The organism is Paenibacillus apiarius, assembly GCF_017052585.1.
Classification (GTDB): Bacteria; Bacillota; Bacilli; order Paenibacillales; family Paenibacillaceae; genus Paenibacillus_B; species Paenibacillus_B apiarius.
Window position 1 is genome coordinate 5,227,086 of the sequence record NZ_JAFFHZ010000001.1, and the last position, 16,289, is coordinate 5,243,374.

Consider the following 16,289-nt stretch of genomic DNA (forward strand, 5'->3'; position numbering starts at 1 on the left):
CTTTAGTCTTATTTGCTGCAAAATAAGCCCGATTAACATCACCGTTAACAGTAAGGATTGAATGCTGTTGTCCGCATCTACAAACAAAGTTGTATAATACGACACCAGAACTGCAACTGTTGCTATTCCCAGAAAGATATCACACTCAAATTCACTACCTCTCTCTCCTTCACATTTTCCCCTTGTTATAACACGATGTGGCAAAAATTCCCATAGGCTTGTTGTCATGAATTTGTTGTCACTCCCAGTAAGGCAAAGGAAGCTCCACTACTAATACTAGCCACCGTTGACGCTGTATATCGACTATCTTTAGTTAATGCCGTATATGGGTTGGGAAGGATCAATGATTGTAAAATATGCTTCCCTTTTATATCCGTTAGCTTGACACTTATTTTCTTATCCATCTTATTTTCACAAGGTCATAAACAACATCCTATCCATGCTAAGCCACACCCTAAAAGTATTCTCCCGCCCCCTTTAAAGACTCTTTTGATGTACCTTAGAAAGAACCACGCAGTACAATAAATTAATCTATATCTTTATTGGAAATCATCCCTTTAATTAAAAATATATCCCAAATCGGTTTCTCAGGTTCATTGATCCAGCTCCAATCTTAGAGCTACAAGAGAGACAGATAATTTGGGGATGGTCCTCCACTTTCGATTAGGATGTTCAGTTGCTAATCGCTGTCCGCAAGGAAAGCTCCGCGTATTATCAACGGCTGCAGCCACCGCGAGTGGTGACGAGCGAAGGGGAGAACATCGAGGGCAGGCTGGACGGAGGCGATACACCGGAAGGAGCCTTAATTGGAACGCCAGTATCTCCTGGTATCGTCGAAGGGAGAGCTAGAGTCGTGACGGATCCGAGCACGGCCGCACTCAAGGAAGGTGAAATAAAAACAACTATGGATATTAGAGGAAAATAAAGGTATTATTATGGTTGGTTTCTAAAATAAAGGAGGAAGGCGATGGAGCTATAGTTTAACGAAGTGGGGCTGTATTTTATCCAGAAAGGTGGGGTTGGAAAATGAAAAAAAAGATTGCTTTTATTTTTATTCTAGCAGTTTTTTTGGTATCTAGCGTCAACGCTTATGACTCGGAGTACAGTTATGATGAGAATGGAAACGTAAAGAATATCACGAATGATGATACGGATATCACGTATCAGGCAGATAAGAATGGCAATATGACAAGTAGAAGTGTGAGCAAGAAGGTATACGAAAAGATGACAAACGGTGATTTTAAAAACGTAAACAATGCCGGCAAGGCGATTGGCTGGTCCTATGTGACGGATAGTGAAGCGGTATCCAGTTATGGCATTCAAAAGATTGGATCGAGAAATCATCAGCAAATTCAAGCTTCTAATATGCCTATTGGAAGTTCGATTGGCATTCAGCAAACGATTTCTATTTCTCCAGATTCAAATAAATACCTACGAGGTATGAAAAGTTCTTTGAAGATTGAACATCTGCAGAATGCGGAGGCAATAATGGCGCTCGATTTTGTGGATGACAATGGCAAGGTTATCGAAAGAGTTGCCAAAAAAAGCACGTTAACGAGCAATTTTTTTTATACAATAAGTAAGAGATTGGGTAATGCTCCCTATAATGCAAAAAAAGCAGTCATTCAATTAGTGATTCACGCAACGGGAAGCAATGCCGCCGGCGCGATAACAATTAGGGGTGTTGATGTTGCTTATGATTACGATCCTTTCTTTAATCTACTCATGAACTCTGATTTCCAAGGGGAGGGAATCTCAACGATAGGAGGTACAATCTCAGATTACTGGGATGACGCCGACAACTCCTATTCTTCTAGGTTCTCTATCAAAGGGGATAAAGGCGGTAAAAGAAGCCAGGTTGTAGGCCGCCATCATGACAGCGGAAGCAAAGAAATATATATAAGCCAAAATATACTGCTGGATGATACAAGAAAATATCAGATAAGAGGGATATCCCACCGAGTAGGAGACGCGAAATCGCATTTACGCATTTTGTTTTTTAATCAGCATGGTACTTTAATGGGAACCAATTATACTTCATCCGATAGTCTTACTAATATGACCGATTCAATAAGAGGAAGCATTCCAAAGGGTACTGTTTATGCAACCATTTTTGTGGGGGCACGCTTTGATAGTGATCGTGGTTTCGGAAATGTTCATATTGATGGTGTCACGTTTGAGTATAGTATTGAGCCACAGGCATTATGGAACTCGTTCTTTACCATATTTGATAAGAATAGCGATATAGCACAAGGCTGGGAAAAAATAATTAGGCGTAATATTAAGGAAGTGGGGATTTATGGGGAGGGCGATAGAGTTAGAGGGCAAAAAATTACTGTACCGCTGGGACAATGGGGGAAAGATAGTTCGGCAGGAATTTTGCAAAAAATCACAGGATTTGATGATACTTTTTCAAGCAAATTCTCATTAAGAGGCGAAATCTCTATCCAAAGCAGTAAAAATGCTAAATTGGAAGTTAAAGTTGAACTATTTCGAAAAAAAATTAATATGCGCGTACCCACACACACCGAAACTTACATGTTAACTCCAGAAAACCATGGGCAGGTTGTTAGTACAGAGGGAGAAATACCGCCGGGCATAGCCGAGGCATGGATCTCCGCACGCCTAGTCCCGATAAATCCTGACGAGCCGTGGGAAGCAAGTGTAGTGGTTCATGATTTACGCTTTAATCCTTTCTACAACCCTTCAGGGCCGGTAGAAATGTTCCTGCCGGAAGGGATGGAATGAAACGAGTGACATAAACTTTTAAAACGAGTACTCCGCAGGCCTCTGCTTTTAACATTTTAGCTGCTCAATTATCTGAATGGTAAGCGGTCTCTTGACGAAAACGACGGTCTTTATGCCAAATGCAAAATAATAAGAGTAAGGAAAGATAATTGATAGGGGAGATCATGTTGAGAAGATGGTTATCACTAATTCTCGTATGTGTATTATTGATTACAAGCGTGCCTCTCGCGTCTGCACAAGAAGCTTTTGCACTTGAAAATTCAGACATAGAGAAGTATCCGACAGTAACTTCCAGTGTGTATGCTCCGCAAGCAACCTTTGCAGATTTTGACCCAGACGAGCTGATTACCGTCACGTCCCTTACCGAGACATTCGGCGTGACAAGGGATTGGGTGCAGGAGGAGCTGCTCAAAGGCTATGAACTCCATCAAATCTATCAAGGCCTGCAAGCTCAGCGGCAGGGCAAAGACTACGAAGAGTTCATGAACCATACCTATCCGAAGCCTTCACCAGATCCCCTTATAGCTCATCAGGAACAAGTGAAGAGTGTATCGGAGGCTGTATATCAAGCTAGTGTAACGGAGCAAGTATACGGCAAGAAGGAACGGTCCGTAACGGATCTGGTGTACGGATTGCGGATGTTCTCCGGCAGCGAGCCTTATGATGAAATCGCCCTGCGCAATAAGCCGATTCGGATGGATCAAGCTCCTTACTCCGTTGGGTCTGTGAACGATCATATTTCAACCGTAGATGGATCGCTGCGCGTGGAAGAAACGGATCTGGTCATGCCGGGCCCGAACGGCTTGGACTTTGCGCTGCGGAGAATTTATGACAGCTCTTTGGCGAAGGACGATATTTATGTGGACAGATGGAATGGGAAGAACAGTACGCAGGAAACACAAGAGGAACAAATATTCCATCTCGGCAAAGGGTGGATCTGGGATATTTCGTATATTAAGAAGGTCAACAACAACCGCTATATCTACATTTCGGGCCTTGGCGCCTACAGCTTATCCGAAAATGACCGGCTGCTCGGATATCCATTCCGCGATTTGGACTTTAGTGATACGGACAAGTACCTGCAGACAGGAGATAGAGCCTCCTATGAACTCCATAATCTGAAGACGGGAATCACGCAGTATTTTAACCATGCCGGCAAACTGATATTAATTGAAGATAAATACGGCAATTGGATTCAATTTTCGTATAAGTACGAACCGGATGTTGGAGAAGTTCTATATCGGATCCAAAGCTCGGCCAGGGATCACCGGTACACGAACGCAATGTATATTTCCTATCATAGAGACCATACAATTTCCATTGAAATCGGGGATCGGAAGGTCACCTATAAGAAAAAGAGAGTCAGTAAAATAAAGAATGATGTGCTCTCCCGGGAGCAAGATATTTTAACGGAAGTCATCGATCCGCTTGGGCGTTCGACCAAATATGATTACGGCGTGTGGAACTGGCTGAATTTTAATCTGGTTGATTCCTACAAATATCTGACTGGCAATGATCGCAACATTTTCTGGGGAAAGAACGAGACCATCGCGCTGGGGGTAATTGAACACCCAACCAAGGCCATTACGGAATATGGATTCGATAGTGTCATTTACCGGAAGATCGGGGAGTATGCAGAAGAGCAGGTTATAAGGTACAAAGCACGTCGTAACTACTATAGCTCACAGCAAAATACGAAGAAGAATGAGCTGATATTGAGATATAACAATGGGGATGTAGGGCAGTATTTCGATCAAAACTTCACGTTTTCTGTAGAGGTGTACGACAAATTTAAGACCGTAATCTATACGTATGACAAACAGTATACGGATTACCTCTCTCCTTCGGTCGTATATAACACGAGGAAGGCTATTGCAGACCAGCAAACAAACAATAGTCAGGTGTTTACGTACAGGTACGATACAGCTCGGAGAAATCCGAACCCGATCCGCATCGAGGAGACGAATTATCAAGGAGGGGCTTCATCTGCTACCCGTGTTACAACACGGACGTATGATCGCAATGACTGGGGCTTTATTGAATCCGAGACGAATCCGCTCGGGGCAACAAGCCGTTACGAGTACGCCATCGTGTCGCTGAGGAAGTTCGGCTTGATGAACAGTGTCCTGCCGATAGATCGGGACAAGAACCTGCGCTCCGAGTATGAATATGATGAGGATCGCGGAGGATTAATGCAGGCGATCTCCAAGAATAACAAGGGAGAGATTGTTCAGCAGCTAAATTATGAGTATGACTATGCCGGCAATCCGCTCAAGATTCGAATCAAGGGAGATACTTCCGAGACCGTTGTTTATCAGCAATTCAGCCCTGATTTCAAGCGATTCTTTTTAAGCGGGCAAATCGTAGGCGTTAAGAACGTTGACGGCAGCAATGAAGTGGTCGAAAGCAGTATGGACTATATTCCCGAGACAGGGCTTCCGACGAAATTTACAGACGGCAATGGAAACAGCACTTCCTATACGTATGACAAGCTGGGGCGAATTACGGCCGAAATCAATCCGGATGGAACGAAGACAACAATCGTTTATGATGATCAAGCAAATAAGATGTTCATCACCGATCCGAATGGGCTGCGAATCGAGAAGCATTTCGATCCGCTCGGCAATCTGATCGCCGAAACCAACGGGCGTGGTATTGCCGAACATGCGTATGATGAGAACGGTCGGATCATTCGCAAAGGGAACTTTAACGGATCCGGATTTCAATATGAGTACGATGCCTGGGATCGAGTTATCAAGGAAAACTTCCTTCATGGTATGAACCGCATCGTTTATGACGATGCAGCCAATACGAAGACAACTATCGATGGGGCTAACAACGCGAGTCGTGAAACATACGACATCATGAATCGGGTTATAAAGAAAGAGGAAATCAAGCCGTCTGGTCAGGCGGTGGTATTGGCCCGTTACGAATACGACTATGCAGGTAACGTCAAGGTTGCGTATGACGGGAACAACAACGCAACGAAATATGAGCACGATGTATTGGGACACGTGATCGCCGTAACGGATGCCGAAGGGAAAACGACGCGCTACCGGTATAATATGGCTGGAAATGTGATCGAAGTCAAATATGCGGACGGAAATACGGTGCAGAAGCGGTATGACGATATCGGCCGTCTGCTGGAGCAAACCGATCCGAAGAAGCAGAGCAAACGTTTCTATTATGACGGCAACGGTAACTTGATTAAGAGTATCGATCGGAAAGGTCAGGTTCAACAGTACGTATATAACAACTGGAATTTCCTTATAACCAGCATCGCACCGGACGAGACGATTTCCTACAGCTATGACGCAGCAGGAAACCGTACGGCCATGACCGATCAGACGGGAACGACAAATTATGCGTACTATCCATCAGGAGAACTAGCATCCATCACCTATCCGGATCAAACGCGTATTGGTTACGATTATGAGATTCGCGGGCTGCGCACGGAACAAGCAGTAGCGGTTGGCGGCAATCGGATCGTTCAGCAGACGGGATATCATGCAGTTCTGCCAAATCCAACGAGTCTGAGCGTCTTGGATGGCAGCGGTACGCAGTTATCGCAATTCGAGTATAAATATGACGGATCATACAAACGCTTGGCCGAGTTGAAATCTGCGCAAGGCTGGAATGAAGCCTATACGTACGACGGCTTCAACTTGTCCGGCATCCAACAGACTCAGAACAATGCACCTTCCGCACAATATACGTACCAGTATGACAATAACCGTAATATCGTAGCGAAAACTGACAACGGAGCAGCCTTCCAATTCAGCTACGATCCATTGAACCGGATTAAGACTTCAAGTCAGTTCAATGAAGCCTATACCTACGATTTGCGGGACAACCGCAGCACCCTGTACAGCGATCATGCGCTGGACATCAAGGGAGCAACCTACACATACGATAGCCGCAATCGTTTGACTCAAGTAACGACAGAGGATGGCAAGGTGGTTAGCTACCGCTATAATGGGGATAACCTTATGGTTGAACGAACCGAGGGTGGCACAACAACCCGTTATTACTATGACGACCGAGCGAAGATTGTAGCCGAAGGCAAGGTAGAAGCGATCGGCAGCGTCACCATTACGGCAGCGCATATCCATGATCTGAACGGCAAGCTGTTGGCCCGTCAGGTTCCGGGGCAGAACGCCTTGCAATACTACGTATCCAACGGACACGGCGACATTACGGAGATTCGGGATGCCCAAGGAAACGTACTGAACCGCTACACGTACGACATCTGGGGTAATCCATTAACCCAGGAGGAGCAAGTTCCGAATATCTTCCGCTACTCGGGAGAGTACTGGGACGCAGATACGAATCTGCAATATTTGCGCGCAAGATGGTATGATCCAAGTATCGGGCGATTTATTAATGAGGATACGTATGAAGGGGATCTAGGGAATCCACTGAGCTTGAATTTGTATACGTACGTGGCCAACAATCCGTTGAAGTTTATTGACCCTAGCGGGAACCGATATATACCTTCAGAAATGAAGCTCATAATAGAAGCGGCAATGAAAATAAACTCGACGAATGATGAACGGTACTTGAAAGCCCATTCATTAATAGGCGCCCAGTTTGAGGCGGTGTACAATGAAAGTGACAATAATACGTTTAATTACTTGTTTGGATTGCTTACACAAACAAGCAGCTATTCGAACAGTGCAGGAAATGCAGACTGGGCAAGAGGACAGTTAATAGAGGCATATAATAAATGGCATCAGGAAATATCCTTTGCTGAATCCTTGGCCATGGGGGCTGCAGCTTTGCGTGTTGAACGCGGGGGAGCGAAGGGACAGGCCCGCGGATGTAACTGTTTTACTGCTGGAACCAAGGTTCAAACAGACGAAGGGGATAAACCTATCGAAGACATTGAGGTCGGAGATATGGTTCTTGCCAAAGACGATGAGACAGGCGAGATGGCTTACAAGGAAGTGGAATGGCTCTTCCAACGGGACGTTGAAGAAACGTATAATATTACTGTTGGCAGCGAGGACATAACGACAACCGATGAGCATCCATTCTGGCTTGTCGGTAAAGGTTGGGTGGAAGCACAGTACCTAGCGGTGGGCGATGTTCTGACAACCTCGGATGGCAAGGAATTAGCCATTGCGAAGATTGAGGTTAAGAAGGAACATGCTACAGTTTATAATTTCAAGGTGAAGGACTTCCATACGTATTTTGTCTCGAACCTTGGGATTTGGACTCATAATGCCTGTTTGAGTGTTTCTGGGAAAAAAGGATGGACATTACATCATGGTTCTGTGGATGACTTTACAAAGAAAAATGGTTATACCATTGGAAGCCCGAAAGATACTTTTGATATGAAGAAGAGTATTGTTTATAACAAAAATGGAAAGGCAATCGGCGAGATTCATTATGGCCAGCCCCAATACGTTGGGAATAATACTAAAAACGCTCAAACTGGTAACTATTTCCCTGATCATTTTCAAAAGTATAAGCCCGGAACAACCGAACTCATGAATGAGCACATTTATTTTAAGTATTAAGGGGGGATTTAGTTGGCGGAATCAGCTATATACTACTTGAAAAACGTTTATGGCTATGGAGGAACTGAAAAGGTAATTGAAATTCTTTCAGCTTTTCCGAATATAAACCAGACAATTCATTTTGCATATATTGAGAGCAATATGGACTCGGAAAAGCAAGAAACAATAATGTATCTACAAAAAAATAAATCAATAGTTAGCAGAGAATGGCTGTTTCCATATCAGGCCCCTAAAGCTGTACCGAGTATACTATGGTATAAAACAACAGAAAAAATAGATATTAGAATCGCAATAAGTATCGAATCATTATTCAGATGTATCGTGCTTTCTAACGAGAAACCGATACATGAAGCAGCATATGTCTTTTATGTGATTGAAGATGAATACAACCAAGTTTTATGTATTTATGCCAAAGATAAAGAAGATTTTAACAACAGGGTACTTCCTGCTATTTTGAGGTTAGACGCCTCTATAGCTATTAGCAAAGAATTATAATAATTACTAGATCTGGGGAAATTTCTTCCGCAGGTCTTTTCATTTATAACCACCCAGTGCGGAATAAATCGGGCGGCTAATCTAAAACGAACTTAACACCCATCAGCCCCGTGAGATATGTCCTTTATCTAGATCAAACGCGATTTATACTCGAAGCTCGAGACCTGTGTTCCGCTGCATCCAAGACCGTAAGACTTTGTGGCTTTTCCAGAATTTCATGATGTCTCGTCTGCTGAACGACCTTATAGCCACCAACCGTCACTGGTGCGAAGCACACGATCCTCATAATAGTAACAAAATATGACGGATATACAATCGCTTGACTATGTTGAAAGCTGCTCAAGCCTGGAATGAAGCTCAAGAGGAGCAAGCCCCGAGCATTTTCCGCTACTCGGGAGAGTACTGGGACGCGGCAACGAATTTACAATATTTGCGCGCAAGATGGTATGATCCAAGTATCGGGCGATTTATTAATGAGGATACGTATGAAGGGGATCTAGGGAATCCACTGAGCTTGAATTTGTATACGTACGTGGCCAACACTCCGTTGAAGTTTATTGACCCTAGCGGGAACCGATATATACCTTCAGAAATGAAGCTCATAATAGAAGCGGCAATGAAAATAAACTCGACGAATGATGAACGGTACTTGAAAGCCCATTCATTAATAGGCGCCCAGTTTGAGGCGGTGTACAATGAAAGTGACAATAATACGTTTAATTACTTGTTTGGATTGCTTACCCAAACAAGCAGCTATTCGAACAGTGCAGGAAATGCAGACTGGGCAAGAGGACAGTTAATAGAGGCATATAATAAATGGCATCAGGAAATATCCTTTGCTGAATCCTTGGCTATGGGGGCTGCCGCTTTGCGTGTTGAACGCGGGGGAGCGAAGGGACAGGCCCGATCGGTTGGAGGATGTAACTGTTTTACTGCTGGAACCAAGGTTCAAACAGACGAAGGGGAGAAACCTATCGAGGAAATTGAGGTAGGAGATAAAGTCCTAGCCAAAGACGATGAAACAAGCGAAATGGCATACAAGGAAGTGGAATGGCTCTTCCAACGTGATGTTGAGGAAACGTATAATATTACTGTTGGCAGCGAAGTCATAACGACTACTGATGAGCATCCATTCTGGATTGTCGGCAAAGGTTGGGTGGAAGCACAGTACCTAGCGGTCGGCGATGTTCTGACGACTTCAGATGGCCAAGAATTAGCCATTGCGAAGATTGAGGTTAAGAAGGAACATGCTACAGTTTATAATTTCAAGGTGAAGGACTTCCATACGTATTTTGTCTCGAACCTTGGGATTTGGACTCATAATGCCTGTGGTGTTAATAAATGGGGTAACCAAAAGACGTTACAAGACCATTTTGATAGGCATGGTGCTGATTTTGGTGCAAAGACCCCTGATGAATATGCTAAGAAGGCAAATAACTTCTTTAATAACAGACGTAAGTACCAGATTAAAACTGATACTGATGGAACAATCAGAGTGTATGATTCGAACACCAATACATACGGTTCATACAATGCTGACGGTACAACCAAAACTTATTATAAGCCAACATCGCCAACTTATTGGAGCAGGCAACCAGGGAAGTGAGGTAAATATGAAGAATCGATGTTTTGTATGCATTTATGACGGACTTTATGAACCTCCGTATGATGATAGAGGAGTCTCCTCTGACGAAATATGTCCATGTTGTGGATTTCATTACGGTTACGATGACGATGACGTAATTGATAAAGAGTTTGTTTACAAAGAATGGAGAGAAAAGTGGATTAGTAATGGTTGTATATGGTTCTCAAAAGGACGAAAACATCCTAAAGATTGGAATCCTACCGAGCAATTGAAAGGACTTAAATGATTAATATCAACCTTGAGGGAATATTCCTTCAAGGTTTTCTTTTCCCACCCAGTGCCGAATGAATTTGGCGGCTTTGTCAAAGATAACTTAACCCTCATCAGCCCCATATGAGTTTTTCCTAATTCGGATGTACGCACATTATTTGTTTCAAGTGTTGAATATTTTACCCCACCTGGTCAGATGGTATGATCCAAGTATCGGGCGGTTCATTAATGAGGATACGTATGAAGGGGGATCTAGGGAATCCACTGAGCTTGAATTTGTATACGTACGTGGCCAACAATCCGTTGAAGTTTATTGACCCTAGCGGGAACCGGTATATACCTTCAGAAATGAAGCTCATAATAGAAGCGGCTATGAAAATAAACTCGACGAATGATGAACGGTACTTGAAAGCCCATTCATTAATAGGCGCCCAGTTTGAGGCGGTGTACAATGAGAGTGATCATAACAGGTTTAATTACTTGTTTGGATTGCTTACCCAAACAAGCAGCTATTCGAACAGTGCAGGAAATGCAGACTGGGCAAGAGGACAGTTAATAGAGGCATATAATAAATGGCATCAGGAAATATCCTTTGCTGAATCCTTGGCTATGGGGGCTGCAGCTTTGCGTGTTGAACGCGGGGGAGCGAAGGGACAGGCCCGATCGGTTGGAGGATGTAACTGTTTTACTGCTGGAACCAAGGTTCAAACAGACGAAGGGGAGAAACCTGTCGAGGAAATCGAGGTAGGTGACAAACTCCTAGCCAAAGACGATGAGACAAGCGAAATGGCATGGTGCTAGACTCAATATTGGACACGGAGAACCGAGAATGCGAAAATAAAATCATTCTTAATCGAGGTGTCCGACATGACGAAAAAGTACGACAAAGAATTCAAGTTGCAAACTGTTCGACTCATTCAAGAAGAAGGAAAGTCGGTGGCGCAGGTAGCTCGAGAAATGGGCTTGCATGAAAATACGATTTACAGATGGATCGCCGAGTTTAAACAAGACGGCAATCAAGCGTTTCCCGGTAGCGGGCAACTGAAGCCAGAAGAAAAGGCCATGCGTGATCTTCAGAAGCGGATTCGTGATTTGGAAGAGGAGAACGAAATCTTAAAAAAGGCGATGCACTACTTTGCAAAAGACCGGCGCTGATCTATCAATTTATTCATGATCACCGCTTCAAGCTCCGTGTCGCGAAGATGTGCACCGTATTTGGAATCTCCCGAAGCGGTTATTATGATTGGACTCGGCGAAAAGAAAGCAAGCGTAGCAAACGCCATGAGTGGCTGAAAAAGAAAATTCGCCGCATTTTTCTTGACAACAGGCGTCTTTACGGGAGCAGGAAAGTCTGGGAAACCCTAAAGAAGCAAGGGATAGAGGTAACCGAGAAAACTGTTGCTCGTATCATGAAGGAACTGGACCTTAAATCTCGTACGGTCAAGAAATATAAAGCGACAACGAATTCCAAACATAACTTGCCGGTCGCCGCAAATGTGCTGAACCAACAGTTTCAAGCGAGTGCGCCTAACCAGATCTGGATGACAGACATCACTTACATCCCAACCGATGTGGGGTGGCTTTATTTAGCCAGTGTCATGGACTTATACAGCCGTAAAATCGTAGGATTTCATATGGATGAACGAATGACCAAGTCACTTGTGATCAAGGCGCTAGATCAAGCCTACCGAGTTCAAAAGCCACGCGGCGAAGTCCTCCATCACTCTGATCGCGGAAGCCAGTATGCTTCTCAGGAGTACCAGGAGCGGCTTAAAACGTATAAGATGAAAGGCAACATGAGCCGTAAAGGGAATTGCTATGATAACGCTTGTATCGAGTCGTTCCAAAGTGTACTGAAGAAAGAACTCGTTTATTTAGAGAAGTTCAAGACCCGCAAAGATGCTAAGGCTCGGATTTTTGAGTACATTGCTTGCTTCTACAATGGGAAACGAATCCCATTCCTCAATTGGGTATTTTACACCCAATCAATACGAATGTATCTACCGTTCAGCTGCGTAAATCTCTCGATTCTTTGTGTCCAATCTATTGACAGTAGTCCAATAATCCTTCGTTCTATCAATCTTTTCCTCTTTGTCATATTGGCGTAACATAGCCAATTTATGATGGCTTTGTAAGCACCCATGTACAAAGCGCATGCTTTCGCAGCGATCCTGCTCGCTAAGCATTTAGGAGGAACACCATGATGAACAAAACCATTTTAATTACCGGAGGGACAGGCTCTTGGGGAGGGGAGTTGATCAGTCAACTCTTGACCTATCATCAGCCGCAAGAAATTCGTATCTTTTCGCGCAATGAAGCGCTGCAAGTGACAATGAAGCAGCAGCTCAATGACCCTAGATTGACATTCATCATCGGAGATATTCGCGACAAGCAAGAAATCACCCAAGCTTGCCAAGGAGTCGATGTGGTCTATCATCTTGCTGCGTTGAAGCGTCCTCATGCTGATCGTTGCAACGGAGAACAGCAGGGGCGGTGAAACCTTCGTCATGAATATGCCATCCTGCAAAATTATAGATATCGCGCAGGTCATGATTGAACAATACGGGACGGGAGATGTGCCAATCAAGCAACTGGGCATGCGTCCCGGCGAGAGACTCCATGAGACGTTAATCTCGGAAGATGAAAGCGGCAGGTCCATCCATTTTGACGGTCAATACTTTGTTATATTGCCAGCCTTTTCTATCGAAGGGCTTCAGGAGCATTATGCCAGCTGCCCTCCGGTGTATTTTTCAAGCTATCATTCCGAGAGATCGCTCATGACCAAAGATGAAGTGAGAAGGATGCTGCAAACGGGCGGTTTCTTGGCATGAGCAAAAGAATCATGTTCACGGGAGGCGGCTCTGCCGGTCATGTTGCCGTAAATCTTGTTCTCATTCCCACATGTATACAGGAGGGATGGGACATTCATTATATAGGCTCCGAGCACGGGGTTGAAAGACAGCTTGTGGCTGAGTTCGAGCAGGTTCATTATCATGCCATCTCAACCGGGAAGCTGAGAAGATATTTTACTTGGGCCAATGTCACTGATGTATTTAAGATTATTCGGGGCGTGTTTCAAGCTTGCGTTTTGATGAAAAAGCTGAAGCTCGATCTTATTTTTTCTCAGGGCGGTTTTGTGGCGGTTCCGGCCGTACTCGGGGCAAAATGGAACGGTTGCAGCGCTCCTTCACGAATCGGATGTTTATCCCGGACTTGCCAATAGGATTTCACTGCCGTTTGCCGCAACCATGTGCCACAACCTTTGCGGAAACGCAGAACTATGTCCGTCCGGGCAACACGATACCTGTCGGTGCCATCACAAAGGAGGCGCTGAAGATGGGCAATCGCGAGCGCGGGCTTGCTGCCTGCCATTTCAGCGACAAGCAGCCTGCGCTGCTCATTATGGGAGGGAGTCAAGGAGCGCAACGGATTAATAACCTTGTTAGGAGCGTGCTGAGGGAATTATTGGCGCACTTTCAAGTGATTCATATTTGCGGCAAAGGAAAAACGGATGCATCCATCGCAGATCAAGGTTATAAGCAATTTGAATATGTGAGCGCTGGTTTGCCGGATCTTTTGGCAGCGGCCGATGTCGTCGTGTCGCGCGCAGGCTCGAATTCCATCCATGAATTGCTTATGCTGCATAAGCCGATGCTGCTCATCCCGCATGCGAGCGGCGGTGCCCGGACTGGCCAGATCCTGATGCCGAGAACTTTCAACAGGCTGGGTACGCCAAAATGCTGCTTGAAGCGCATTTGACCGACGAAAATTTTATGGAGAGTCTATTCGATGTATACCAACACCGTGAAGCTTATATAAGGCAGATGAAATCAAGGGATGCCGAAGAAGCTTCAGCCGTGGATACAATCATGGCGTTAATCAGAAAAACGGCAGAAAAGAGCAGCCGTCATGAGGCATAATATCGAAAAGTGGTTGTTGGTTGCTTTTTTCGCTATAGTGATTATACTCTTCTTTTACGGGAAAACACGGTAGTGAAGATCCGATTCTTAATCCAAAAGGAGCGGGCTTAATAATGAAATTGCTTCAATTTGCCCAAGAAAATTGTCCTTTGCATCTTAGAAAGCAGATTATAGGGTTAATGCGGCAGCAGTGGCCTCAAGCATTCGAAGGCAAGGGGGAGAATATAGATTGGCCGGAGAATCCGGGAACTCATCCAACATCGTTTGTATTGGTCGAGAACGATATCGTGATTAGTCATGTTGCCGTCCCATGGAAATACATTACACATGGGGGAGTGACGTACAAAGCCTACGGCCTAAGCGAGGTCATGACCAATCCTCCTTACCGCCATCGAGGATTCGGGGTAAAGCTTGTAAAAGAAGCAGCTTCATATATAGAAGAAAATGAACCGGATATCGGCATATTTACTTGTGAACCTTCTTTAGTCAGCTTTTACACGCAAGGCGGATGGGAATATCAAAAAAATACATGCCTTGTTGGCGGCACACGCAGCAAGCCTTTCCGCAGCGATTCTTTAGGGTTGTCTACGATGATCCGTTTTTTCTCGGATAAAGCGCAAAATAATCGTAGCGCTTTTGATGGAACAGACGTTTATCTGGAGTTAGGTGAAGAGATGCTATGGTAGGCTGTGCCGGGGCAAGCCGAAGCCGGATCCGCACCACAGCATGTATAAAGTAAAGGCAGTCAAAACGTATGTGAACGAGTGCCCCTCACTGTGGCTTGGCGCTGCAACATTCTTGTCACATTGTGGAATATGATGGTACAATCAATAAATGAATTGCGAGATAAAATGCGAGCGAGTCAAAGCAGCATATGGAGAATGATGCGGGAAATGAGAAGGGCTCAATCGAGCCCGACTGCTATAGATTATGACTTTTTCTTTCTCTTATTTTTGTCCTTGTCATCGCCCTGATCGTCTTCTTCTTCCTTGTCTTCCTTCTCTTCGTGGAATTCGACGGCGGAATGTCCGGTAATGTAGTCGAACGGCGTGTAGTTGCTGTCTGGAAGGCCTTTGCCGGCAATGATCTTGGAAGAGATGATGCCCAGGAGCACCAATATAGGGATAAGCAAGGAGAATATCATTATCGCACCGACGTCCATACGGATACATCCTTTCCTCTCAGTTTGTAGCTAGTACGAACTGGGCTCTTAAATGTTTCAAAAAAATGAGTATTACATAAGAAAAATGGTGAATGACAGATGACGCAGCAGGAAGTAAAATATGGCATGTACACGATGTGCCTGGTGCAAGACGGCGATCGTGTGCTGTTGATCAATCGCCCCAATGAACGCGGATTTCCCGGTTATTTGGGACCTGGAGGGAAGGTGGATTTCCCGGAAAGCTTATCGGAAGGCGCTATTCGAGAAGTGTATGAAGAGACGGGGCTTCGCGTTAAGAACCTGATTTATAAAGGGCTCGACGAGTACGTTGTCCCGCAAAAAAACTATCGGTACATGGTGTTCAACTATGTAGCAGATTCGTATGAGGGAGAACTGCTGGCCAATCCGCCGGAGGGCGATCTGCTCTGGGTATCGATCGAAGAAGCGATGGAACTGCCGATGCAGCCTTGGTTCAAGAGACGGTTTCCTTTGTTCTTTGAACAAGGCACATTTGAAATTTCGGTCGTGTGGGATGAGGATGCCAATGAGCCGATAGAGGAGAGCATTAAAATATTAAAGTAGATAAA

Annotated in this window: 7 protein-coding genes and 5 pseudogenes; 11 read left to right on the plus strand and 1 reads right to left on the minus strand. The window is 44.7% G+C overall.

The window, feature by feature from the left end:
* Window positions 1-676 precede the first annotated feature (676 nt).
* The 10 genes and pseudogenes from JSQ80_RS23135 (at window position 677) to JSQ80_RS23180 (ending at window position 15,226) form a co-directional block, all read left to right on the plus strand.
* Window positions 677-925 (plus strand): hypothetical protein, encoded by a 249-nt coding sequence (locus tag JSQ80_RS23135; RefSeq protein WP_206096853.1) that lies wholly within the window; start codon window positions 677-679, stop codon window positions 923-925.
* 101 nt (window positions 926-1,026) lie between these two features.
* A complete protein-coding gene (locus tag JSQ80_RS23140) occupies window positions 1,027-2,748 on the plus strand; it encodes a hypothetical protein (protein WP_206096854.1) in 1,722 nt (573 codons plus the stop codon).
* 164 nt (window positions 2,749-2,912) lie between these two features.
* Window positions 2,913-8,270, plus strand: a complete 5,358-nt coding sequence (locus tag JSQ80_RS23145; protein ID WP_240463779.1) for a polymorphic toxin-type HINT domain-containing protein — start codon at window positions 2,913-2,915, stop codon at window positions 8,268-8,270.
* 12 nt (window positions 8,271-8,282) lie between these two features.
* Window positions 8,283-8,765 carry a hypothetical protein gene (locus JSQ80_RS23150; protein WP_206096855.1) on the plus strand — a complete coding sequence of 161 codons (483 nt, stop codon included), beginning with the start codon at window positions 8,283-8,285 and terminating at the stop codon, window positions 8,763-8,765.
* A 358-nt stretch (window positions 8,766-9,123) separates the two neighbouring features.
* Window positions 9,124-10,089 (plus strand): annotated as a pseudogene (locus JSQ80_RS23155) (polymorphic toxin-type HINT domain-containing protein); the annotation flags it as partial.
* A 725-nt stretch (window positions 10,090-10,814) separates the two neighbouring features.
* A pseudogene (locus JSQ80_RS23160) lies at window positions 10,815-11,406 on the plus strand (RHS repeat-associated core domain-containing protein); the annotation flags it as partial.
* 81 nt (window positions 11,407-11,487) lie between these two features.
* Window positions 11,488-12,639, plus strand: a pseudogene (locus JSQ80_RS23165) (IS3 family transposase).
* 181 nt (window positions 12,640-12,820) lie between these two features.
* Window positions 12,821-13,451 (plus strand): annotated as a pseudogene (locus JSQ80_RS23170) (polysaccharide biosynthesis protein).
* Window positions 13,448-14,540 (plus strand): annotated as a pseudogene (locus JSQ80_RS30075) (undecaprenyldiphospho-muramoylpentapeptide beta-N-acetylglucosaminyltransferase). Before JSQ80_RS23170 ends, JSQ80_RS30075 begins: the two co-directional pseudogenes overlap by 4 nt.
* A 113-nt stretch (window positions 14,541-14,653) precedes the next feature.
* Window positions 14,654-15,226 (plus strand): GNAT family N-acetyltransferase, encoded by a 573-nt coding sequence (locus tag JSQ80_RS23180; protein ID WP_240463780.1) that lies wholly within the window; start codon window positions 14,654-14,656, stop codon window positions 15,224-15,226.
* Window positions 15,227-15,468: 242 nt separating this feature from the next.
* Here JSQ80_RS23180 and JSQ80_RS23185 read toward each other — a convergent pair whose 3' ends face one another.
* Complete coding sequence (locus tag JSQ80_RS23185; RefSeq protein ID WP_206096857.1) at window positions 15,469-15,702, minus strand: DUF3951 domain-containing protein; 234 nt, start codon at window positions 15,700-15,702, stop codon at window positions 15,469-15,471.
* A 99-nt stretch (window positions 15,703-15,801) separates the two neighbouring features.
* On the opposite strand from JSQ80_RS23185, the gene JSQ80_RS23190 reads away from it, so the two are divergent.
* Window positions 15,802-16,284: an 8-oxo-dGTP diphosphatase gene (locus JSQ80_RS23190; RefSeq protein ID WP_206096858.1), complete on the plus strand. Its 483-nt coding sequence runs from the start codon at window positions 15,802-15,804 to the stop codon at window positions 16,282-16,284.
* The last annotated feature ends 5 nt before the right edge of the window (window positions 16,285-16,289 follow it).

Bases quoted from the DNA above. Each gene is read 5' to 3' on its own strand.
- JSQ80_RS23140 (WP_206096854.1), top strand. From the start codon at position 1,027: ATGAAAAAAAAGATTGCTTTTATTTTTATTCTAGCAGTTTTTTTGGTA.
- JSQ80_RS23145 (WP_240463779.1), top strand. From the start codon at position 2,913: ATGTTGAGAAGATGGTTATCACTAATTCTCGTATGTGTATTATTGATT.
- JSQ80_RS23180 (WP_240463780.1), top strand. From the start codon at position 14,654: ATGAAATTGCTTCAATTTGCCCAAGAAAATTGTCCTTTGCATCTTAGA.
- JSQ80_RS23185 (WP_206096857.1), bottom strand. From the start codon at position 15,702: ATGGACGTCGGTGCGATAATGATATTCTCCTTGCTTATCCCTATATTG.
- JSQ80_RS23190 (WP_206096858.1), top strand. From the start codon at position 15,802: ATGACGCAGCAGGAAGTAAAATATGGCATGTACACGATGTGCCTGGTG.